Genomic DNA, 20,269 nt, shown 5'->3' with positions numbered 1-20,269 from the left:
GGTCCCCGGGAGCCTCGGCCGGCGGCTCTCAGGTGCGGCGGGCGCAGAGCAGGAAGGTGCTGGAGAGGCCGTCGGGCAGCGGCCGGCGGTCGCGGCGCACGGTGCGCAGCCCGCAGGCGCGCAGGTCGGCCGGCGGGGTCAGGCCGCGGTTGTCCGGGGCGATCCAGTCGAGGGCGAGCAGGCCGTTCCTGGTCAGGTGGCCGGCGAGCCGGCCCAGCAGTGGCGCCCGGACCTGCTCGGGGAGTTCGAGGACCAGTCCGCCGGCGAGCATGATCAGCCCGTAGCGGCGCCGCAGGGTGAGTTCGGCGAGGTCGGCGCGGATCGCGGTGACCCGCCCGGGGTGGCTCTCGGGGAGGGTGGCGGCCCAGCTGCGCAGCCGGGCGAGCCGGGCCGGGTCGCGGTCGACGGCGTCGACGTCGAAGCCCTGGCGGGCGAGCGGGACGGCGAAGCGCCCGGAGCCCGCGCCGAGGTCGAGGACGGGGCCGCGGGTGGCGCGGGCGGCGCGCAGGTAGTCGAGGATGTCGGCGCCGTGCGGGAGGGTTTCGGCGGTGGGGCGCGGAACGGTCCGCAGGGTGCCGGCCGGGCGGGCGGTACGCAGCAGCATGGCTCCTCCGGGAGCTGAGGGTCTGCCCGAACGGGGCAGGTGGGGGCGGTGCGTTCATTCTGCGCCCGGAGTGCGCCCCGGCAGGGGTGGCGTTGACGGCGTGTTCGCGCCGCGGCCGGTGGACGCCACGGGTGCTCGGCCGGCTGCCACCGGATATACCCCCACCCCGTACGCGGAGCCGGCTCGGTGCCGGTCCGGGTGTCGCGGCGGATACCCCCTTCGCGGATCCTGCCTGCGGGGTGGCGATTCCCCCGAGCGGCCGGAGCGCCGCCGGCGGATCGCCGGAGATACCCCCACCCCGTACCGGCGTCAGAGGGTGCGGCGCAGCCGGATGCCGGTTCCGGAGGGCTGGTCCTCACCGTCGGCGACGAAGCCGTGCCGGGTGAGGAAGGGGGTCGAGGGGTCGTCGGTGCCGTGGGTGCTCACCCACTGGTGGGCCGCGCCACGGGCCCGCTGCTGCTCGGTGAGCGCGCCGAGCAGGCCGCTGCCGATGCCCCGGCGCCGGTGGTCGGTGGCCACGCACAGGGTGTAGACCTCGCCGGATCCGACGGTGGCGATGCCGCCGGCGGCGACGCCGACGACCTCCCCGGCGTGCTCGGCGACCAGCCAGCCGAGCCAGCCGTCCCCGGCGCCGGTGCCGGAGATCTCGACGGTGATCCGGCTGACGGGGCAGTAGGTGGCGATCAGGTGCTCGGTGCGCTGGCCGCCCAGGTACTCCGCGTAGTCGTGGCGCCAGCAGGCCGCGAGGAGCCGGGAGATGGCGGCGGCCTCGGCCGGGCGGGCCGGGTGCAGTTCCACCGTGGATTCCATCGTTCGGTCCTCATTTCACGCGCGGGGGTTCGGGAGGCCAACGGGAGTTCGGGAGGCCAGTAGAGCGGAGGCCCCTGGCGAAATCAAGTCAGGCTCGGAGCAAGGGAGTTCTGCGAATTTACTTAGGAAACGGATAGCGGGATGCCTGGTCGGGAGCGGTGCGCCCGGCCGGGCGGGGCCCGGCCCGCCGCCCCCCTCCGGCCGGCTCGCATACCCCCCACCCCTAAGTGCCTCGAACCCGCCGCCGACTTCCACGGGTTAAACCCTACCCCCCTAGGGTATGCTCTGACACGTCCTCACCGGGGTCGTCAGCCGGGGGTGCTCACCATGCCCGCACCGGCAGTTGACGACCGACGACGTTCGCCGTGGGCCGCCGCCCTCGGCCGATACCCCCGACGGGTAGGGAGTTGGAGATGGCAAGCGACAACACCGGGCCGAACCCCCGGAGGTGGCGAGCGCTGGCGCTGATCGCCGCCGCGCAGTTCGTGGTGATCATGGACACCTCGATCATCGGGGTGGCCCTGCCCAAGATGAAGGACGACCTCGGCTTCAGCCAGGGGAACCTGTCCTGGGTGTTCAACGCGTACGTGGTGGCCTTCGGCGGCCTGCTCCTGCTCGGCGGCCGGCTGTCCGACCTGCTCGGCGCCCGCCGCCTGTTCAGCACCGGCTGGGCGGTCCTCGGCCTCGGCTCGCTGCTCGCCGGCCTCGCCGGGAACGTCCCGACCGAACTGGCCGGCCGCGCCGTCCAGGGCCTCGGCGCCGCGATGATCGCCCCCTCGGCGCTCACCCTGCTGATGATGCTCTTCGGCGGCAACCCGAAGGAGCTGACCAAGGCCTTCGCCCTGTACGGTGCGGCGGCCCCGGCCGGCGGCACCGCGGGCGTCTTCCTCGGCGGCCTGATCACCCAGTACATCAGCTGGCCGTGGGTGTTCTACATCAACATCCCGGTGGCCCTGGTCGCGCTGTTCGCCACCCCCTCGCTGATGCCCTCCGCGCCCCGGCGCAGCGGCGGCATCGACATCATCGGCGCGCTCACCGTCACCGTCGGCCTGGCCGCCGCGGTGTACGCCATCGTCCGTGCGCCGGAGGAGGGTTGGGCCTCGGCCTCGACCCTGCTGACGCTGGCCGGCGCGGTCGTGCTGCTGATCGCCTTCCTGGTCATCCAGGGCAAGCGCCGTGAGCCGCTGATGCGGCTGAGCATCTTCCGGGTGCCGAACCTCGGCGCCGCCAACCTCGCCCAGTTCCTGCTGGCCGCGGCCTGGGTGCCGATGTGGTTCTTCCTGAACCTCTACCTCCAGCAGGTGCTCCACCTGGGCGCCTTCGCCAGCGGCGCGGCCCTGCTGCCGATGACCGTCGCCATCATGGGCATCATGATCACCCTGGCGCCGCGGCTGATCGCCCGCTTCGGCCCCAAGGCGCTGGTCGTCACCGGCATGCTGGCCCTCGGCGCCGGGCTGTTCGGGCTCTCGCTGGCCCGCCCGGACGGCAACTTCTGGACCGACGTGCTGCCCGCCTCGCTGCTCGCCGCGATCGGCATGGCGCTCGCCTTCATCCCGTCCCTCGGCACCGCGATCTCCAGCGCGCCCCCGCAGGACGGCGGCCTCGCCTCCGGCATCGTCAACACCGGCTACCAGGTCGGCTCGGCGCTCGGCCTGGCCGCGATGACCGCGCTGGCCGCCGCCCGGACCGCGGACTCCACGGTCGAGAGCCTCACCTCGGGCTTCTCCGCCGCCTTCATCGGCGCCGCGGCGATCGCGGTGGCCGGCGGCCTGCTCGCGGTGGTCACCCTGCGCACCCCGCGCCCCGAGGCCGCCGGTGCCCAGGCCGCCGAGACCCAGCCCGCGACGGCCGCGTGAGGCCGTCCGCCCTCCCACCCCGGGGCGGGCCCCGAACGGGCGCCCGCCCCGCCCACCCCACCGGGGGCCACGCCGAACGGCGCGGCCCCCGGCGGCCGTGGCGCCGCCACGGCCCCGTGCCGAGGAGCAGCCGATGACCCACCGCGAAACCCCCGCCGCCCCGCCGGCCGCGCTCGTACGGGTGGTGCGCCACCCCGTCACCCGCTGCCTGATCGCCTGCCTGGCCGGCGCCGTCGCGGCCGCCGCCGCCGAACCGGCCCGGGGAGGCACCGCCGGCCGTGGTTGTCCGGGGCGCTGAGCGCCGCGTCCCTCCCACGCCCCCGATCCTCCCCTGATCCGTCACCCCGGAGCCGGACATGACCACCCGACGTGCGCAGGGCGTGCTGGCGACCGCCGCCTACGGCACCCTGCTGGTCCTCGTCGCGTACACCGTGCCGATGACCACCCTCGCCCCGACCGCGGCCGCCCTGCACGCCGGCCCCACCGCCCAGACCTGGGTGCTCACCGGCGCCCTCGTCGGCCTCTCCGCCCTGCTGCTCACCGCCGGCAGCATCGCCGACGACCGGGGCCGCAAACAGGTCTTCGCCACGGGCGCGCTGCTGCTCGCCCTCTCCAGCGCCGCCGCCGCGGCGGCCCCCGCGACGGGCGTCTTCCTCGCCGCCCGGGTCGTCCAGGGCGCCGCCTCGGCCGCCGTCCTGGCGCCGAGCCTCGGCCTGATCGGCGAGGCCTACCCGAGCGGCGCCGCCCGGGTGCGGGCGCTCGGCGTCTGGGGCGCGGCCGTGGGCCTGGGCATCGCCGTCGGCCCGGTGTACGCGGCGCTGGCGGAGCGCTGGCTCGGCTGGCGCGCCGTCTACTGGGGGCTCGCGCTGCTCGCCGCCTCGCTGCTCGCGCTCGCCGCCACCGTGCTGGAGAAGTCCCGCGGCTGCGCCCGTCGGCGCGTCGACACCCCCGGGGTGCTCACCCTCGGCACCGGCACCGCCGCCCTGATCGCCGGTCTCGCCGAAGGCCGCTACGGCTGGACGCAACCGGTGGTGCTCGCCCTGCTCGCCGCAGGGGTGGCGCTGCTCGCCGCCTTCGCCGCGGTCGAGGCGCGCTGCGCCGAACCCATGCTGGACCTGAAGCTGTTCCGCGAGCCGGGCTTCGTGGCCGCGACCGGCGGGGCGCTGTTCACCGGGCTCGCCGTCGTCGGCCTGATGAGCTGCCTGCCCGCCGCCCTGCAACGGGTGCTCGGGGTCTCCGCGCTGGCCGCCGGGGGAGTGCTCGCCATCTGGTCAGGCCTGTCGGTGGTCGCGGCGCTCCAGGCCCGCCGGCTGGCCGACCGGATCGGCGCCACCGCCCAGCTGACCATCGCCCTCCTGGTCTGCGGCCTCGGCGAACTCGCCCTGGTCGGGCTGCGCCCGGGGGACTCCTGGCTGCGGCTGGCCCCGGGGCTGGCGGTGGCCGGCATCGGCAGCGGGGTGCTGAACGCGGCGCTCGGCCGCCTCGCCGTCACCAGCGTGCCCGCGCACCGGGCGGCGATGGGCTCGGGCGCCAACAACACCGCCCGGTACCTGGGTTCGTCCCTCGGCGTGGCGGTCACCGTCACCCTGATGGGCCTCGGCCGCCCCGCCACCCCGCGGGCCGCCGCCGACGGCGCGGACCACGCGGTGCTGGCCGCCACCGTGCTGTGCGTGCTCGGCGCGGCGGGCGCGCTGGCCGTGCGGGCGGCGCAGCGGCGTACCGCTACTGCCACCGGTACCGCCACCGCTCAGTCCGACAGCAACCACAGCAGCCGGTAGTACTCGATCCGCTCCGGGTCGGGCTCCACCCCGTAGGCCTCCAGCAGCGGCTCCTCCCACCCCGGGCCGTAGTTCCACCAGGTGCTCCAGGTGGCCGCGGCGAGGTCGGCCCAGCGGTCGGCGACGCCGAGGGCGCCGAGGTCGACGTGCCCGGTACAGGTGCCGTCGTCCCCGAGCAGGGTGTTGGGAGCGCAGGCGTCGCCGTGGCAGACCACGAGCCGGTCGACGGGCGGGATGTCGGCGAGCACGGCGAGTGCCTGGTCGACGGTGCGGAGGTGGCGGAACTCCGGAGGCCAGTCCGCCGGATCGGTCAGGGCCGTCGTCTCCGGTGACCGCGCGTTGTCCACGCGGCTCTCGGCCGACCAGTCGAACGGGCAGTCCGCGACGGGCAGCGCGTCGTGCAAGTGCCGCAGCCCGGCGCCGATCGCGCGCACGGCGGTGCCCGGGTCACGCTTCCAGTGGTCGTCCACCGCCGTGCGCCCGGGCAGGCCGTGGGTGACGATCCAGGAGCCCGTCTCGTCGGCGCCCTCACCGAGTACCCGGGGCACCACGGTGTACTCGGCGGCCCACCGCAGGCGCGCGACCTCGGCGGCGAGGTCGACACCGCTGCCGGCCGGCGTCCACTTCACGAACCGGCGCGTGCCGCCGGAGTCGCCGGAGTCGGAGTCGCCCGTGCCGTCCGTGCCGATCTGGAAGGTCAGTCCGCCGAGTTCGTTGCGCCACACGGCCCGCACCGGCTGCCCGGCGGCGAGTTCGGTGACGATGGGCGGCGGCTCGACGGGTTCGTGCGGCGCGGAGGCGATCATCCGCCCATTCTCTGCGGGCGGTGGCCCACCGGCCAACCTCTTTTTGTCGCCACGCGTCACCGGGTGACCGGCAGGCTCCGCAGGCCGAAGACGAGGTCGTTGTGCGGACGGCGGACGGCGCCGGCGGCTGCGCCGGCCGCAGTGCCGGCATCCGGGCCAGCTGCCGGCCGATGCGCCGGTGCGGGCGGGGAGGCCGGAGTAGGTCGGCGGTGTCCGGGGCGGGGAACACGTCCCGGCGTCTGCATGGCCGCTTCCCTGTCCGGGTGGGGGGCGGACCACCGTCGGCGGGCCCGGCGGAGCGGTCAGGAGGGAGCTGCCGAGGCACCGCATCGCTTCGGGCGGATGCGGTGGGCGCGAGAAGTCGGCCGGGCCGACTTCTCGCGCGGTGTCCGTCAGGTGGTGGGGAGTTCGCCGGTTTTGATGGCGGTGACGAAGGCGGTCCACGCGTCGGCGGGGAAGGCGAGGGCCGGCCCGTGGGGGTCTTTGGAGTCGCGGACGGGGATGATGCCGCTGGCGAGGAACGCGACCTCGACGCAGGCGGATTGGCCGTTGCTGCGGCTGGACTTGAACCACGCAGCTTCTGTCAGATCAACCGTTTTCATAGCTTCCTGCCACTTCGGGGATCGGTAGCTTCGGCGCCTGCTCACTGAGTGCGGAGGGGTTGCGTGAGAAGTCTGCGGGGCCGACTTCTCACGCAGATCAAGTCAGTTGCTGGGGAGTTCGCCCGTCTTGATGGCGGTCACGAAGGCCGTCCATGCACTGCTGGGAAAGGCCAGTGCCGGTCCATCGGGGTCCTTGGAGTCCCGGACTGGGACGACGCCGGGGAAGCCGTTGGCGACCTCGATGCAGTTGCCCTGGTTAGCGCTGTAACTGCTCTTTCGCCAGGTGACACGGCTCATATCCATGCCGCTCCGATCGGTGATCATCACTCAATTTCCTTTGCGATCTGCGCAATGAGCCGCCGCGACGGCGCAACGTCCAGGGCAGCTGCGCGAAGCCGGTCAAACGTCTGGCCGTAGGCTGTGACGTCGTCATCTCGTTCGAGATAGAGACTACTGGTCAGGGCCTCGGTGTACACCACGTCGAGATCTCCCCGGACGGGAAACTCCAGAATCGCGAACGACCCGTGCACGCCCGCGTGAGCGCCGGCCGAGAAGGGCACCACCTGCACTGTGACGTGCGGTTCTCTGGAGGCGGTGACGAGCTGCTGCAACTGCTTTGCCATGATGTTCTGATTGCCGATCTGGCGGCGGAGCGCGGCTTCATCCACGATCGCCCATAGCTTCAGAGGGTCCTCCCGCCGGAGCGTCGCGTTTTGGCGGGCCAAGCGGACGTCGACCAGTGCGTTGACCTCATCGGGCGTGGCCTCGGGTTCGAGCTGCCGGATCAGTGCACGCGCATAGTCGGCAGTTTGGAAGAGCCCTGGCACGAGCGACGACTCGAAGTTCCGGATGGACACCGCCTCCGCCTCGAAACTGATGAACGAGGCATAGTGCTTCGAGATGACATCGGAGTACGGCTGCCACCACACCCGGCGCTTGCCTTCGCGGGCCAGTGTCGCGAGCGCCTCGCGCTTCTCCAGATCGGTGACCTGATAGACGTCGAGAAGTATCCCGACCTCGTTGGCGCGCACGCCATAACGGCCGTTCTCCAGCCGGCTGACCTTGGATTGGTGCCAGCCGAGGCGGGCCGCCACCTCGTCAACCGTCAGGCGTAGGCTCTCCCGGATCTTCCGGAGCTCCGCACCCAGCATTCGACGGCGCACCGTTGGCATCGCGGTCACGCACCGACCTCCCCTCATCGCGCTCTGCTGTTGCGCCACAGTCTGGCGTGTCAGATGAGCCTGTGTCATATGGGATCCAAAAGAGCATATGCGAATCGCTGTTCAGTGTTGCGAGACGACGATCGCAGGGGTAATGCTACTCCTCGTGGTGTGACGCACCACACAGCGTGATCCTGGCGGATCTTCGCTCGGGCATTCCCATGCCTCTCGCCGCTCTCTGGATCGCGATCTTCCCCATCACCCAGAGGAGGCCCCGCCGTGGCCGAAATGTTGGAACAGCCGTTTACCCCTGCGGGCGAGTGCTCGTGCTGGCTGCCCAGGCGGCACGAGTCCGCCGGCGCCGCTCGACGGCTGCTTCGGACCTTCCTCACCGAACACCCCGAAAGCGAACGGTTCCTCGACAGTGGCGAGTTGGTGCTCGGCGAGTTCGTCGCCAACGCGGTGCTCCATGCCGAGACCCCGGCGGGCCGCCCGATCCTCATCCGGTTCGACCTCTGCCCCGACTCGCTCCGCATCGAGGTTCACGACGCCGACTCCGCCCGGCCGCCGGTTCCGGACCCCGCCGCCGAGTACGACGAGACCGGGCGCGGCCTCTGGCTCGTCTCCCTCCTCGCCTCCGACTGGGGCTGCCGATCGCGAGAGGGTGGCGTCGGCAAGGCGATGTGGGCGCGGATCGACGGGGGCGCACGGTGAACGTCGAACTCCCTTTCCCCATCAGGGCGGAGATCAAGGGCGTCACGAAGGCCGCCACCTTCACCCGGCTCGCCGACGCACTCGAAGCCGTCCGCACCAGCCTCGCCGGCCTCCCGCTGGACGACGACCAGGCCGACTACCTCACCGAGTTCTTCAGTGAGGCCTCCGCCTCTCGAATCGCCGACCAGCTGGTCGCGTTCGGTGCGGTGCGGGCGATGGCCTACGTCGGCATCGAGTCCGCCCACCCCGTCTACCTGCGCGTGACGGGTCCCTCGTGATCGCGCGCATCGAGATGTGGTGGTGCCTCAGCGCCCAGTTCTCCCGTCCGGTTCGTGCTCTGAGCCCCCGCCGCCGGGCCGCCCACATCGAGATGCAGTTCTGGTCGGCCGCTCCGGGCCATGCGGAGGCCCTCCTCCGCGCGGTGCTCCGGCAGGCCGCCGGCCACCTGCCCGGCTGAAACAAGAGGTGCCGGGCGATCCGCGATGCGGGATCGCCCGGCACCGTCCCCATGAGTCCTGACGATCCGCGTGCTCTGCGCACCCGTCGACGAAACCTACCGGCTGCTCGCGGGGCTGGCGCTGGCCCGGCGCTGCTCGCCATTCTCGGCCGCGAGCCCGAGGGTGACCTCGGTCAGGTCCCCCAGTAGGGCGTCGCGCGTAGGGCTCACCGCGCTTCGAGCGCGTCGGCCCGCCGTAGGAGCTCCCGCGCGATGTCGTCCCAGTCAGGGCCGTGGAGGTACGGACTGTGCCCCGCCTCGCGGATCAGGGCCGGGTCGTCGGGGCGCTGGAGCAGGAGCAGCCGGTAGGCCAGGTTGCGGGCCCAGACCGGGAGGCAGCCGTCCGCGAGCTGTGGGCAGAGGGTTTGCAGCATGGTGAGGATCTGGTCCGCGTCGGCGAAGGTCAGTCGCTCTATGGAGTAGAACTCCTGGTGCTCCCAGTCGAGTTCACAGTCTGGAGTGAGGCCGTCGGCGTTGTCGTAGAGACAGCGGGCGAGGTCCGTCAGGGTGCCGTGCATGCCGGAAGCCCATGGCGTGCGGAAACGCCAGGGTGCCGGGCGATCCGCGATGCGGGATCGCCCGGCGCTGCGCCCGCGTCTCAGTGCTGGTGGTCGTCCGTGCCCTCGGTGTGCCCGGCTTCCGCCTTCACCGTGCCGTCCGTCGCCACGGTGAAGGCGGCGGTGCGGACGGTGTCCTGGTGCTTGAAGTCCAGGAAGAGCCGGTAGCTGCCGCCGCTCGGGGCGGTGGTGGTGAAGCCGATCTCCGGGCCCGGGGTGCTGGTGTCCGGGTGGACGTGCAGGTAGGCGAGGTCGCCGGCGCGCAGCGCGACCAGGTGGCCGTACGCCCCCAGGTAGGGCTGGAGGTCGGTGACCGGCCTGCCGTCCTTGCTGACGCTCAGGGTGAGCCGGCCGCTGTGCCCGGGGGTGAGGTCTCCGCCCAGGGTGACGGTGTAGCCGTCGACGGTGACGGTCCGGCCGGTCTCCGGCAGCGGGGCGGGCCGGAGGTCCCCCGCGGCGTGGAGGTCGGCGCCGAGGGTGAGGCCCTCGCTCGCCCCGGTCGGGGTGAAGTCGGCGAAGACCCGGTACTCCCCGGCGGCCGGGACGGCGGTCGGGGCGCTCCAGGTGCCGTCGGCGGCCAGCGTCGGGTGCAGGTGCTGGAAGGTGGAGAGGTCGCGCGGGGCGACGATCAGGTGCAGCTCCTTCTCGTGCTGCTGCTGGTAGGCGGTGACCGGCTTGCCGTCGGCGCCGAGGATGCGGAAGCGCAGGTCGGTGGGGGAGCCGGCGGTGACGAAGGGGTTCTCGACGCTGAGCGTGTAGCCGCGCTCGGAGACCTGGAGCCCGCCGGGCAGGTGCTCCCCGCCGGCGCCGTCGCCGGCGCCCTCCGCGTGGCCCGCGTGCTCGGAACCCTGGCCCGCGTGCTGTGAACTCTGGCCCGCCCCGGCGGCGTTGTGCCCGCCGTGCGCGGCGGTGGCGGGCTCGGGGGAGGGGCCGTTGCCGGTGGCGTGGCCGACGCCGAGGGCGAGGCCGAAGGCGGCGGCGAGTCCGGCACCGAAGGCGGTGATGCGCAGCGGGGTGTTCATGGGGGTCTCCTGGGACGTCCGAGCAAGAAGCGGGAGGCGGGAAACGGGAAGCGGGAAAGGGGTGGAACGGAAGCGGTCAGGCCCGCATGAGCCGGGCGATGGCCTGCGAGGCCTCGGCGACCTTGGCGTCCGCCTCGGCGCCGCCGCCCGCGATGGCGTCCTGGACGCAGTGGGCGAGGTGGCTGTCGAGCAGGTGCAGGGCGACGGACTGGAGGGCCTTGGTGGCGGCCGAGACCTGCGTCAGCGTGTCGAGGCAGTAGGTGTCGGTGTCGACCATCCGCTGGAGGCCGCGGATCTGGCCCTCGACGCGGCGCAGTCGGCGCAGGAGCTGGTCCTTGTCGTTGCGGTAGCCGGCCATGGGGCCCTCCTCAGGATTCCGGCGGGGGAGTGCGGGAGCGCGGGGATCGGTCGGCGGGGCGTGCGGCCCCGGGAGCTCGACACTCATGAGTGAATACCCCATGGGGGTATCACGTCAAGCGGATCCCGCAGGATCGCCGCCCTGGAAAAATACCTGCCGGGGGTATCGCTCAGGGCTTGCTCTCGATACCCCTCGGGGGTATAACTGGACGTGGCACCGCCCGATACCCCTCCTGGGTATGACGGCCCGGCCACCGAAACTACCGCAGGAACGCACCGCCGTACGACCCGCAAGGCCCCTGTACGACCGGTCCGGCCGGACAGGACGAACTGTCACGAGGAGCGACGATGACTACGCAGGCACCCGCCTCCGCGGAGGTGGAACTCTCGATCGGCGGAATGACGTGCGCGTCGTGCGCCGCCCGCATCGAGAAGAAGCTCAACCGGATGGACGGGGTCACCGCCAGCGTCAACTACGCCACCGAGAAGGCGAAGGTCTCCTTCGAGGGCGGCGTCGAGGTCGCCGACCTGATCGCCACCGTCGAGGCCACCGGCTACACCGCCGCGCTGCCCAAGCCCCCGGCCGCCGAGGGTGCCGACGGCGAGCAGGCCGAGCCGGCCGACGGGCTGGCCCCGCTGCGCCAGCGCCTGTTCACGGCGGTGGCGCTCGCGGTGCCGGTGATCGCCATGGCGATGGTGCCGGCCCTCCAGTTCGACAACTGGCAGTGGCTGTCGCTGACCCTCGCCGCCCCCGTCGTCACCTACGCCGCCTGGCCGTTCCACCGGGCCGCGTTCACCAACGCCCGGCACGGCGCCGCGACCATGGACACCCTGGTCTCGCTCGGCACCATCGCCGCGTTCCTCTGGTCGCTGTGGGCGCTGTTCTTCGGCGACGCGGGGATGCCGGGCATGCGCCACGGCTTCGAACTCACCATCGCCCGCAGCGACGGCTCGTCCAACATCTACCTGGAGGCGGCGGCCGGCGTCACCGCCTTCATCCTGGCCGGCCGCTACTTCGAGGCCCGCTCCAAGCGCACCGCCGGGGCGGCGCTGAAGGCGCTGCTGGAACTGGGCGCCAAGGACGTGACGGTGCTGCGCGGCGGCACCGAGGTGCTGATCCCGATCGCGGACCTCGCGGTGGGCGACCGCTTCGTCGTCCGGCCGGGCGAGAAGATCGCCACCGACGGCACGGTGGTCGAGGGCGCCTCGGCCGTGGACGCCTCGATGCTGACCGGCGAGTCCGTCCCGGTCGAGGTCGGGGTCGGTGACGGCGTCACCGGCGCCACCGTCAACGCGGGCGGCCGGCTGGTCGTCGAGGCCACCCGGGTCGGCGCGGACACCCAGCTGTCCCGGATGGCCAAGCTGGTCGAGGACGCCCAGAACGGCAAGGCCGCCGCCCAGCGCCTCGCCGACCGGATCTCCGCCGTCTTCGTGCCGATCGTGATCACCCTCGCGGTGGCCACCCTGGGCTACTGGCTCGGCACCGGCGAGGGCTGGACCGCCGCCTTCACCGCAGCGGTCGCCGTGCTGATCATCGCCTGCCCCTGCGCCCTGGGCCTGGCCACCCCGACCGCACTGCTGGTCGGCACCGGCCGCGGCGCCCAGCTCGGCATCCTGATCAAGGGCCCGGAGGTCCTGGAGTCCACCCGCAAGGTCGACACCATCGTCCTGGACAAGACCGGCACCGTCACCAGCGGCCAGATGACCCTGCTCGCCGTCCACACCACCGCCGACGCCACCGAGGCCGAGGTGCTGCGCCTGGCCGGCGCCCTGGAGCACGCCTCCGAGCACCCGATCGCCCGGGCGATCGCCAACGCCGCCGCCAAGGCCGGCGACCTGCCCGCCGTCGAGGGCTTCGAGAACGTCCCGGGCCTGGGCGTCCAGGGCGTGGTGGACGGCCACGCCGTGGTGGCCGGCCGCGAGGCCCTGCTGAACCAGTGGTCGCAGTACCTGCCCGAGGCGCTGGCCGAGGCCAAGGCCGCCGCCGAGGCGGCCGGCCGCACCGCGATCGCGGTCGGCTGGGACGGCGAGGCGCGGGCCGTGCTGGAGGTCGCCGACGCGGTCAAGCCGACCAGCGCCGAGGCCATCGGCAAGCTGCGGGCCCTGGGCCTGACCCCGGTGCTGCTGACCGGCGACAACCGGGCGGTGGCCGAGGCCGTCGCCGCCGAGGTCGGCATCGAGCCGGAGCACGTGATCGCCGAGGTCATGCCGCAGGACAAGGTGGAGACCGTCAAGCGGCTCCAGGCCGAGGGCAGGGCCGTGGCGATGGTCGGCGACGGCGTCAACGACGCCGCCGCGCTCGCCCAGGCCGACCTGGGCCTGGCGATGGGCACCGGCACCGACGCCGCCATCGAGGCCGGCGACCTCACCCTGGTCCGCGGCGACCTGCTGGCCGCGGTGGATGCCATCCGCCTCTCCCGCAAGACCCTCGGCACCATCAAGAGCAACCTGTTCTGGGCCTTCGGCTACAACGTGGCCGCCCTGCCGCTGGCGGCGGCCGGGATGCTCAACCCGATGATCGCGGGGGCCGCGATGGCCTTCTCCTCGGTCTTCGTGGTCGGCAACAGCCTCCGGCTGCGCCGCTTCCGCTGAAGCCCCGTCCGCCGGGGCGCGTCCGCCGGGGCGCGCCCGGGCGCTCCGGCAGCAACCATCCGAGCCATCTTCCTCCGCCGGGCCGAGGCCCCGGGACCCAGCCAGGGTTCCGGGGCCTCGGCATGCGCGCGCCGCGGGGGTGCTCCGGCGGCTCCACCGCGGCCCGCCGTCCCGGCCGTGCTCCGCCGTGCGGGGCGCCCCCGCCGTCCCGGCCGTGCTCCACCGCGCCCCCGCAGCCCCGGCCGCGTTACGCCGGTCGGATCGACTACGCCCGGGCGCCCGAGGCCCGGGCGCAGGGGGAGGAGGCGGTCGGCCTCGGAGCGCCGCGCCACGCGCGGGCGGCCGATCCCGGCCCGGGAGCTGCTGGAATCACGCAGCGTCGCGACTCCACCGGTCGGGCCGCCGAGCGACACGCCCCAGGACGGGGCAATCCGGCGTGCGGCGGAGCAGATCCCTTGTGATCGTGGGCGGGTGTGATCGTCACACTTCGAACCTCCGTGCTCACAAGGAGCGACGCAATGCGTATTCGCACCACTCTCGCCGTCACCGCCCTCGCCGCGGTAACGGTCCTCGCCGGCGCCGGGACCGCCTCCGCCGGTGGCGCCGAGGCCAACGGCGTGGCCGCCGGCTCGCCCGGTGTCCTCTCCGGCAACCTGATCCAGGTCCCGGTCAACCTGGAGGCCAACATCTGCGGGAACTCGATCGACATCATCGGGCTCCTCAACCCGGCCTTCGGCAACATCTGCATCAACGAGTAGTCCCCCGCGCGCCGGGGCCGTCCGTCACACCCGGCGGGCGGCCCCGGCGCCGTGTTCCGGCCCGGCTCGACCGGCGCACCAACGCGGGCCGTCATGGTCGGCGGATGCGTGAACCGAGGAGATGGATCCCCAGGGTGGCGCGCCGGCTCGCGCGGGGGCTGGCGGCACTGGGGCAGATGGCGGGCTACGCGCTGCCGGCCGACGGCGCAGGGACGGAGAGGACATCGGCGGGGGAAGGACCGGCGCCGGGGCACCCGGAGCGGCTGCGCCCCGATCTGCCCCTCAGCCCGGCGGAGCGGCGGCTGAGCCGTGAGCTGGGCCGTGGGGGGCCGTGAGCCGGCTCGGGAGCGGGGCGGGGAGCGGGGCCGGGAGCAGGGCCGACGGCCCGGCCCACGAGGGGACCGGCCGTCCGGCCCGGGCGCCGGGTGGACGGACCCGCGCTGAGGGCTCCCGCGCCCGGCGCCCGGGCCGTCTCGGTTGTCGCGGCAGGCCTCAGGAGGACATCGGCGAGGCCCGCGCGGGCTCGGCCGCCGACGCCGACGGCGCGACGGCCTCCCCGGCCCGGGCCCGGGCCAGCAGCGGCCCGGTCATCAGCGTCGTCACCAGGGCCATCACCACCATGGCGGTGAACATCCTGGTGTCGATCACCCCCAGCCGGTGGCCCACGTCGAGGATGACCAGTTCGGTCAGGCCCCGGGCGTTGAGCAGGATGCCGAGCACGGCCGCCTCCCGCCTGGTCGAGCCGGTCGCCAGGGCGGCGCCGACGGCACCCGCGAACTTCCCGGCGCAGGCCGCGACCAGCACCGCCGCCACGACGAGCAGGCCCCGCGGCCCGAGACCGGTCAGGTCGACGGTGAGGCCGGTCACGGCGAAGAAGGCCGGCAGCAGCAGGAGACCGGCCCGTTCGATCTGCTCCGGGACCTCGGGCGCGACGGCCTCGATCCGTTCCCGGGGCACCGCCGCGCCGAACATGAACGCCCCGAACACCGCGTCCAGCCCGATCCGGCCGGTGACCCAGGCCGTGACCAGGGTGCCGGTGACGAGCAGGGCGTGGACCCACGGCCTGCCGAGCGGGCGGCGCCGGCCCGGGGCCAGCAGCCGGGCCAGGCATGGCCGGACGACGCCGACCAGCACCAGCACCAGCACGGCGGTGTCCAGCGCCAGCCGTCCGAGCGACCACGGGTCCCCGGCCTGCACCACCGCCACCACGACGGCCAGCGCGCACCAGGCCAGGAAGTCCTGGAGGGCGGCGCACGCCAGCGACAGACTGCCGAGCGGGTCGTGCTGCATCCGCCGCTCGGCGATGATCCGGGCGAGGACGGGGAAGGCGGTGATGGACATCGCCGCGCCCAGGAACAGCGCGGGCCCGAGCCGGCCGTCGACGGCCAGCTGGGAGCGGTCGAACCAGGGGTGGAGCAGCAGGGCCAGCCCGACGCCGAGCGCGAACGGAAGGGCCACCGAACTGAGCGACACCGCCGTCACCCGGCGCCCGGCGCCCCGCAGGTGGCCGGCGTCGAAGCGCAGGCCGACGGTGAACATGAAGAGCACCAGGCCCAGTTGGGACAGCACCCGGAGGTAGGACTGGACCTCCGCGGGGAACAGGACGGCGTCCAGGTGCCCCGGCAGCAGTCCGAGCAGGCTCGGCCCGAGCGCCACCCCACCGATGATCTCGCCCATCACCACCGGCTGGCGCACCCGGTGGGCGATCCGTCCGCAGACGAAGGCGGTGGCCAGGATGACGGCGAGGGCGAGGAGCACCCCGCCCGCCGTCGAGGACTCCCCGGAGGCGGCCAGCGCCGCGCGCCCGCTCACCGCCCGGGTCCGGCGAGCAGGCCGGTGAACAGGTCGGCGCGCAGCGGGACGGGCTCGGTGCCGAAGGCGATCCGGCGCAGCATGGCGCCGTACACCGGGGTCCGGGACACCAGGGCCGCCGCGCGCGGGCGCAGGGTCGAGGAGAGCCGCCCGGTGGAGAGCATCATCCGGCTCTGGACGCGCTGGACGCGGGTGATCCGCTCGACCTCGGGGCGGCGCGCCCGTTCGTACCGGACCAGGCGGTCGGCGCGGGTGTCGCCGCTGCGGACGGCCTCGACGAGCACCGGGTGGGCCGCGACGGCGTCGCGGATGGCCAGGTTGATCCCCTGGGCGCCGATCGGGCTGTGGGTGTGGGCGCTGTCGCCGATCAGCAGCAGGCCGTCGCGCACCCAGTGGTCGGCGCTGCCGGAGAACACGTCGAGCAGCGAGAGGTCGCCGAAGCCGGTGATCTCGGCGCGGATGCGGTCGGCGTACTCCGGTGCGGCGAGGGCGAGTCGGCCGATCAGGTGGTCGATGCCGTGATCGGCGAGCTCGCGGAAGCCGCCGTGCGGGAGGGTCCAGCCGAGTTGGAGGGCGTCGGGCACGGAGCGGTAGCTGAGCACGGGGTTTCCGCCGGCCCGGAAGACCCGTACCGCGTTCGGGCGGCGGGCGTCCCGCCGGACCGGTGCGTCGAGCCGGAACCAGAGCACGTCCTGGCTGAACAGCTCCTGGCGCCGGTAGCCGATCCCGGCCAGGGTGCGGACCTTGGAGAACCGGCCGTCCGCGGCGACCACGCAGCGCGCCCGCACCACCCGGTCGGGGGAGCCGGCGGTGCCGCCCGCGACGACCCCGCGGACCGCGCCGTCCTCCTCGATCAGTGCGGTCGCCCTGGCGCCGGCGAGCTGCCGGAACCCGTCGTGGCGTTCGCACGCGGCCAGCAGCTCGGTCAGCAGGTGCCGCTGCGGCAGGCTCAGCAGGCAGTTGTACGGGCCGGGCAGGCGGCGGTAGTCGCCGTCGATGAGGATCCGCCCGTGTTCCTCCAGCAGGAACCGGTCGTGCTCGACGGCGCCGCGCTCCCGGGCCGGGGCGAGCACGCCCAGCTCGTCCAGCAGGGCCTGGCCGCCGGGTTGGAGGATCTCCCCGCGGTACGTCCGCTCCAGCGAACGGCTGCGCTCCAGCACGGTGACCCGCAGTCCGGAGCGGACCAGCAGCAGGGCGAGGGTCAGCCCGGCCGGGCCGCCCCCGACCACGCAGATGTCGGTGTCGATGTCCATGCGGCCAGACGCTAGGAGGCGTCCCTCAACGCCGGTTCGCGCCGTCTTCCGGCGCGGGCACGGGCAGGGGCGGACCGGGGCGGGCGCGGCGCGGGTGCGGCCGGGAGCGCGGGCGGCGGTGCGGCGGCGCCGGCCGGGGCTGGTGGACGGCGGCTCGAAGGGCCCGCGAAGCCGGGCCAGCACGATCTGGTTCCGGATCGACTCCCGCCCGGTCCGAGCCCGCGGGCGGGGCGGACGGACCGGACAGGAGGTCAGGGCATGGCGCCGGAGACGGACAGCGAGACCAGCAGGGGGAACAGTGGCGAGAGTTGACGACGGCCGTCGGCGCGTGGTGGTGACCGGGATCGGGGTGGTGGCACCGGGCGAGGTGGGCACGAAGGCGTTCTGGGAGCTGCTGACGGCCGGCCGCACCGCGACCCGGACGATCTCGGCCTTCGACCCGTCGCCGTTCCGCTCCCGGGTCGCCGCCGAGTGCGACTTCGACCCGGTGGCCTGCGGACTGACGCAGCGTCAGATCCGGCAGTGGGACCGGACCGCCCAGTTCGCGGTCGTCGCCGCCCGGGAGGCACTGGCGGACTCGGGCGTGGCCGGGACCAACGACCCGCCGCGCACCGGGGTGATGGCGGGCACGGCCTGCGGGATGACGATCAGCCTGGACCGGGAGTTCGCCGTGGTCAGCGACGAGGGCCGCCGGCGGCTGGTGGACGACGCGCACGGCGTGCCGTACCTCTACGACTACTTCGTCCCGTCCTCGATGGCCACCGAACTGGCCTGGCTGGTGGAGGCGGAGGGCCCGGTGGGCGTGGTGTCGACCGGTTGCACCTCGGGGATCGACGTCATCGCGCACGCCTGTGACCTGATCCGGGACGACGCGGCCGACGTCATGCTGGCCGGCGCCTCGGACGCGGCGATCTCCCCGATCACGGTGGCCTGCTTCGACGCGATCAAGGCGACCACCCCGCGCAACGACGAGCCGGAGAGCGCCTCGCGCCCGTTCGACCTGACCCGCAACGGCTTCGCCCTCGGCGAGGGGGCCGCGATGTTCGTGCTGGAGGAGCGGGAGCACGCGCTGCGGCGCGGCGCGCACGTCTACGCCGAGGTCACGGGCTACGCCGGGCGCTGCAACGCCTACAGCATGACCGGGCTGCGGGTGGACGGCAACGAGATGGCCGAGGCGATCCGGGTCGCCCTGGAGCGCAGCCGGATGAACCCCGAGGAGGTCGGCTACGTCAACGCGCACGGCTCGGCGACCAAGCAGAACGACCGGCACGAGACCGCCGCGTTCAAGAAGAGCCTCGGCGAGCACGCCCGCCGGGTGCCGATCAGCTCGATCAAGTCGATGATCGGGCACTCGCTGGGCGCGGTGTGCGCCCTGGAGTTCGCCGCCTGCGCGCTGGCCGTCGAGCACTCGGTGGTGCCGCCCACCGCCAACCTCCACGTGCCGGACCCCGCGTGCGACCTGGACTACGTGCCGCTGGTGGCGCGCGAGCAGCGGGTGCCGACGGTGCTGAGCGTGGCGAGCGGCTTCGGCGGCTTCCAGAGCGCGATCGTGCTCGCCGAGCCGGAGTGGAGCCGGGCATGACGGACGTGGTGGTGACCGGGCTCGGCGTGGTGGCACCGAACGGCTGGGGCGTGGCGGAGTACTGGGAGGCCACGCTGGCGGGCCGTTCCGGCCTCGGGCCGCTGACCCGCTTCGACTCCGCCGGGTACCGGGCGCACGTGGCCGGGGAGGTGAACTTCACCCCCGAGGAGCACCTGCCGGGGCGGCTGCTGCCGCAGACCGACCACATGACCCGGCTGGCCCTGGTCGCGGCCGAGGAGGCGCTGGCCGACGCGGGGGCCGACCCGGCGGCGATGCCGGAGTACGCGGCCGGGGTGGTGACGGCGGCCTCGGCGGGCGGCTTCGCGTTCGGGCAGAAGGAACTCCAGGCGCTGTGGAGCCGGGGCCCGGCGTACGTCAGCGCCTACCAGGCCTTCGCGTGGTTCTACCCGGTCAACACCGGGCAGATCTCCATCCGCCACGGCATGCGCGGGCCCGGTTCGGCCCTGGTGGCCGAGCAGGCGGGCGGGCTGGACGCGCTGGCCAAGGCGCGCCGGCACGTCCGCGAGGGCACCGCGCTGATGCTGGCCGGCGGCGTGGACGGCTCGCTGTGCCCGTGGTCGTGGCTCTGCCTGACCCGCAGCGGGACGGTCAGCCCGCGCCGGGAGCCGCACCGGGCCTTCCTGCCGTTCGACGCCGACGCCTCCGGCGGGGTGCCCGGGGAGGGCGGCGCGCTGCTCGTCCTGGAGGCCCCGGAGCGGGCCGCCGATCGCGGGCGCCACCGCCACTACGGGCGGATCGCCGGCTACGCGGCGACCTTCGACCCCCGGCCCGGCTCCGGCCGGCCGCCCGGGCTGCGCCGGGCGGTCGAGGCGGCGCTCGCCGACGCCGGGCTCGGCCCGTCCGACATCGACGTGGTCTTCGCCGACGCCAGCGGGGTCGCCGAACGGGACCGCGCCGAGGCCGAGGTGCTGAGCGCGGTCTTCGGTCCGCGCGGGGTGCCGGTGGCGGCGCCCAAGACGATGACGGGGCGGCTGCTGGCCGGCGGTGCCCCGCTGGACGTCGCGGCCGCGCTGCTCGCGCTGCGGGACGGCGTGGTCCCGCCGTCCGTCCACATCGACCGGCCGGCCCACCCGGACCTCGACCTGGTGCGGGACCGGCCGCGGCCGGCCCGGCTGGCCGCCGCGCTGGTCCTCGCCCGCGGCCACGGCGGCTTCAACAGCGCCCTGGTGCTGACCCGCTGACACCGCGGACCCCATCCGAACCCGACCGACCCACCGACGTGAGGAACAACCATGGCAGCGTTCACCCTTGACGACCTGATCACCGTACTGAAGGAGGCCGCCGGCACCGACGGAGGCCTCGACCGCGCGGACCTCCTGGACATGCCCTTCGCCGACCTCGGCTACGACTCGCTCGCGCTGTTCAACACCCTCAACACCATCGAGCGGGACCACGGCATCACCCTCCCGGACGAGACCGTGGTCGACGCCGAGACCCCGCGGCACCTCCTGGAGGCGGTCAACCTCGCTCTCGCCAAGGTCCGTTGAGC

Annotated in this window: 23 protein-coding genes; 12 read left to right on the top strand and 11 right to left on the bottom strand. The window is 74.0% G+C overall.

Going from position 1 to position 20,269, the window contains the following annotated elements; translation table 11 throughout:
* Window positions 1-28: 28 nt before the first annotated feature.
* Both ACZ55U_RS12595 and ACZ55U_RS12590 read right to left on the bottom strand, forming a co-directional pair.
* Window positions 29-604: a class I SAM-dependent methyltransferase gene (locus ACZ55U_RS12595; RefSeq protein ID WP_465525377.1), complete on the bottom strand. Its 576-nt coding sequence runs from the start codon at window positions 602-604 to the stop codon at window positions 29-31.
* A 309-nt stretch (window positions 605-913) separates the two neighbouring features.
* Complete coding sequence (locus tag ACZ55U_RS12590) at window positions 914-1,414, bottom strand: GNAT family N-acetyltransferase (protein ID WP_465525375.1); 501 nt, start codon at window positions 1,412-1,414, stop codon at window positions 914-916.
* 413 nt (window positions 1,415-1,827) lie between these two features.
* On the opposite strand from ACZ55U_RS12590, the gene ACZ55U_RS12585 reads away from it, so the two are divergent.
* The 3 genes from ACZ55U_RS12585 (at window position 1,828) to ACZ55U_RS12575 (ending at window position 5,048) form a co-directional block, all read left to right on the top strand.
* Window positions 1,828-3,270, top strand: a complete 1,443-nt coding sequence (locus ACZ55U_RS12585; RefSeq protein ID WP_465525373.1) for an MFS transporter — start codon at window positions 1,828-1,830, stop codon at window positions 3,268-3,270.
* Window positions 3,271-3,403: 133 nt separating this feature from the next.
* Window positions 3,404-3,568 (top strand): hypothetical protein, encoded by a 165-nt coding sequence (locus tag ACZ55U_RS12580; RefSeq protein ID WP_465525371.1) that lies wholly within the window; start codon window positions 3,404-3,406, stop codon window positions 3,566-3,568.
* A 58-nt stretch (window positions 3,569-3,626) separates the two neighbouring features.
* Window positions 3,627-5,048 carry an MFS transporter gene (locus ACZ55U_RS12575; RefSeq protein ID WP_465525369.1) on the top strand — a complete coding sequence of 474 codons (1,422 nt, stop codon included), beginning with the start codon at window positions 3,627-3,629 and terminating at the stop codon, window positions 5,046-5,048.
* On the opposite strand, the gene ACZ55U_RS12570 is transcribed toward ACZ55U_RS12575, so the two are convergent.
* The 4 genes from ACZ55U_RS12570 to ACZ55U_RS12555 all read right to left on the bottom strand — a co-directional run bounded on the left by ACZ55U_RS12570 (window position 5,018) and on the right by ACZ55U_RS12555 (window position 7,628).
* The gene (locus ACZ55U_RS12570) at window positions 5,018-5,854 is read right to left on the bottom strand and encodes a phosphotransferase (RefSeq protein ID WP_465525367.1); all 837 of its coding nucleotides are present in this window, start codon (window positions 5,852-5,854) and stop codon (window positions 5,018-5,020) included. The genes ACZ55U_RS12575 and ACZ55U_RS12570 overlap by 31 nt on opposite strands.
* A gap of 392 nt (window positions 5,855-6,246) precedes the next feature.
* Entirely contained in the window at window positions 6,247-6,456 is a 210-nt protein-coding gene (locus tag ACZ55U_RS12565) for a DUF397 domain-containing protein (protein ID WP_465525365.1), read from the bottom strand.
* Window positions 6,457-6,558: 102 nt separating this feature from the next.
* The gene (locus ACZ55U_RS12560) at window positions 6,559-6,780 is read right to left on the bottom strand and encodes a DUF397 domain-containing protein (RefSeq protein WP_465525553.1); all 222 of its coding nucleotides are present in this window, start codon (window positions 6,778-6,780) and stop codon (window positions 6,559-6,561) included.
* Window positions 6,780-7,628, bottom strand: a complete 849-nt coding sequence (locus tag ACZ55U_RS12555; RefSeq protein WP_465525551.1) for a helix-turn-helix domain-containing protein — start codon at window positions 7,626-7,628, stop codon at window positions 6,780-6,782. Before ACZ55U_RS12555 ends, ACZ55U_RS12560 begins: the two co-directional genes overlap by 1 nt.
* A gap of 276 nt (window positions 7,629-7,904) precedes the next feature.
* On the opposite strand from ACZ55U_RS12555, the gene ACZ55U_RS12550 reads away from it, so the two are divergent.
* The 3 genes from ACZ55U_RS12550 to ACZ55U_RS12540 are packed head-to-tail and all read left to right on the top strand — an operon-like array spanning window position 7,905 to window position 8,787.
* Entirely contained in the window at window positions 7,905-8,330 is a 426-nt protein-coding gene (locus ACZ55U_RS12550) for an ATP-binding protein (protein WP_465525549.1), read from the top strand.
* Window positions 8,327-8,608 (top strand): hypothetical protein, encoded by a 282-nt coding sequence (locus ACZ55U_RS12545; RefSeq protein ID WP_465525363.1) that lies wholly within the window; start codon window positions 8,327-8,329, stop codon window positions 8,606-8,608. Before ACZ55U_RS12550 ends, ACZ55U_RS12545 begins: the two co-directional genes overlap by 4 nt.
* Window positions 8,605-8,787: a hypothetical protein gene (locus ACZ55U_RS12540; protein ID WP_465525361.1), complete on the top strand. Its 183-nt coding sequence runs from the start codon at window positions 8,605-8,607 to the stop codon at window positions 8,785-8,787. Before ACZ55U_RS12545 ends, ACZ55U_RS12540 begins: the two co-directional genes overlap by 4 nt.
* Before the next feature lie 206 nt (window positions 8,788-8,993).
* On the opposite strand, the gene ACZ55U_RS12535 is transcribed toward ACZ55U_RS12540, so the two are convergent.
* The 3 genes from ACZ55U_RS12535 to ACZ55U_RS12525 form a co-directional block, all read right to left on the bottom strand.
* Entirely contained in the window at window positions 8,994-9,344 is a 351-nt protein-coding gene (locus ACZ55U_RS12535; RefSeq protein ID WP_465525359.1) for a hypothetical protein, read from the bottom strand.
* Window positions 9,345-9,424: 80 nt separating this feature from the next.
* Window positions 9,425-10,405: a hypothetical protein gene (locus tag ACZ55U_RS12530; protein WP_465525357.1), complete on the bottom strand. Its 981-nt coding sequence runs from the start codon at window positions 10,403-10,405 to the stop codon at window positions 9,425-9,427.
* 76 nt (window positions 10,406-10,481) lie between these two features.
* Window positions 10,482-10,850 (bottom strand): metal-sensitive transcriptional regulator, encoded by a 369-nt coding sequence (locus tag ACZ55U_RS12525; protein ID WP_465525355.1) that lies wholly within the window; start codon window positions 10,848-10,850, stop codon window positions 10,482-10,484.
* 260 nt (window positions 10,851-11,110) lie between these two features.
* Here ACZ55U_RS12525 and ACZ55U_RS12520 point away from each other — a divergent pair, with 260 nt between their 5' ends.
* The 3 genes from ACZ55U_RS12520 to ACZ55U_RS12510 all read left to right on the top strand — a co-directional run bounded on the left by ACZ55U_RS12520 (window position 11,111) and on the right by ACZ55U_RS12510 (window position 14,447).
* Window positions 11,111-13,354 (top strand): heavy metal translocating P-type ATPase, encoded by a 2,244-nt coding sequence (locus tag ACZ55U_RS12520; RefSeq protein ID WP_465525353.1) that lies wholly within the window; start codon window positions 11,111-11,113, stop codon window positions 13,352-13,354.
* A gap of 518 nt (window positions 13,355-13,872) precedes the next feature.
* Window positions 13,873-14,112 (top strand): chaplin, encoded by a 240-nt coding sequence (locus ACZ55U_RS12515; RefSeq protein ID WP_465525351.1) that lies wholly within the window; start codon window positions 13,873-13,875, stop codon window positions 14,110-14,112.
* Window positions 14,113-14,216: 104 nt separating this feature from the next.
* Entirely contained in the window at window positions 14,217-14,447 is a 231-nt protein-coding gene (locus ACZ55U_RS12510; RefSeq protein ID WP_465525349.1) for a DUF6059 family protein, read from the top strand.
* 157 nt (window positions 14,448-14,604) lie between these two features.
* On the opposite strand, the gene ACZ55U_RS12505 is transcribed toward ACZ55U_RS12510, so the two are convergent.
* Window positions 14,605-15,924: a cation:proton antiporter gene (locus ACZ55U_RS12505; protein WP_465525347.1), complete on the bottom strand. Its 1,320-nt coding sequence runs from the start codon at window positions 15,922-15,924 to the stop codon at window positions 14,605-14,607.
* Complete coding sequence (locus tag ACZ55U_RS12500; protein WP_465525345.1) at window positions 15,921-17,177, bottom strand: FAD-dependent oxidoreductase; 1,257 nt, start codon at window positions 17,175-17,177, stop codon at window positions 15,921-15,923. The genes ACZ55U_RS12505 and ACZ55U_RS12500 overlap by 4 nt, the downstream gene beginning before the upstream one ends.
* Window positions 17,178-17,475: 298 nt before the next feature.
* On the opposite strand from ACZ55U_RS12500, the gene ACZ55U_RS12495 reads away from it, so the two are divergent.
* Genes ACZ55U_RS12495 through ACZ55U_RS12485 form a run of 3 tightly spaced genes read left to right on the top strand, consistent with a single transcriptional unit; the run spans window position 17,476 to window position 20,267 of the window.
* Entirely contained in the window at window positions 17,476-18,759 is a 1,284-nt protein-coding gene (locus ACZ55U_RS12495; RefSeq protein WP_465525343.1) for a beta-ketoacyl-[acyl-carrier-protein] synthase family protein, read from the top strand.
* A complete protein-coding gene (locus tag ACZ55U_RS12490) occupies window positions 18,756-19,961 on the top strand; it encodes a ketosynthase chain-length factor (RefSeq protein WP_465525341.1) in 1,206 nt (401 codons plus the stop codon). Before ACZ55U_RS12495 ends, ACZ55U_RS12490 begins: the two co-directional genes overlap by 4 nt.
* 51 nt (window positions 19,962-20,012) lie before the next feature.
* On the top strand, window positions 20,013-20,267 hold the full coding sequence (locus ACZ55U_RS12485; protein WP_465525339.1) for an acyl carrier protein: 255 nt from the start codon (window positions 20,013-20,015) through the stop codon (window positions 20,265-20,267).
* The last annotated feature ends 2 nt before the right edge of the window (window positions 20,268-20,269 follow it).

It is taken from the genome of Kitasatospora sp. NPDC034533 (assembly GCF_055575155.1).
Note: the sequence above shows the minus strand (reverse complement) of the source record. Positions and strands in the feature narration are given on the sequence as shown.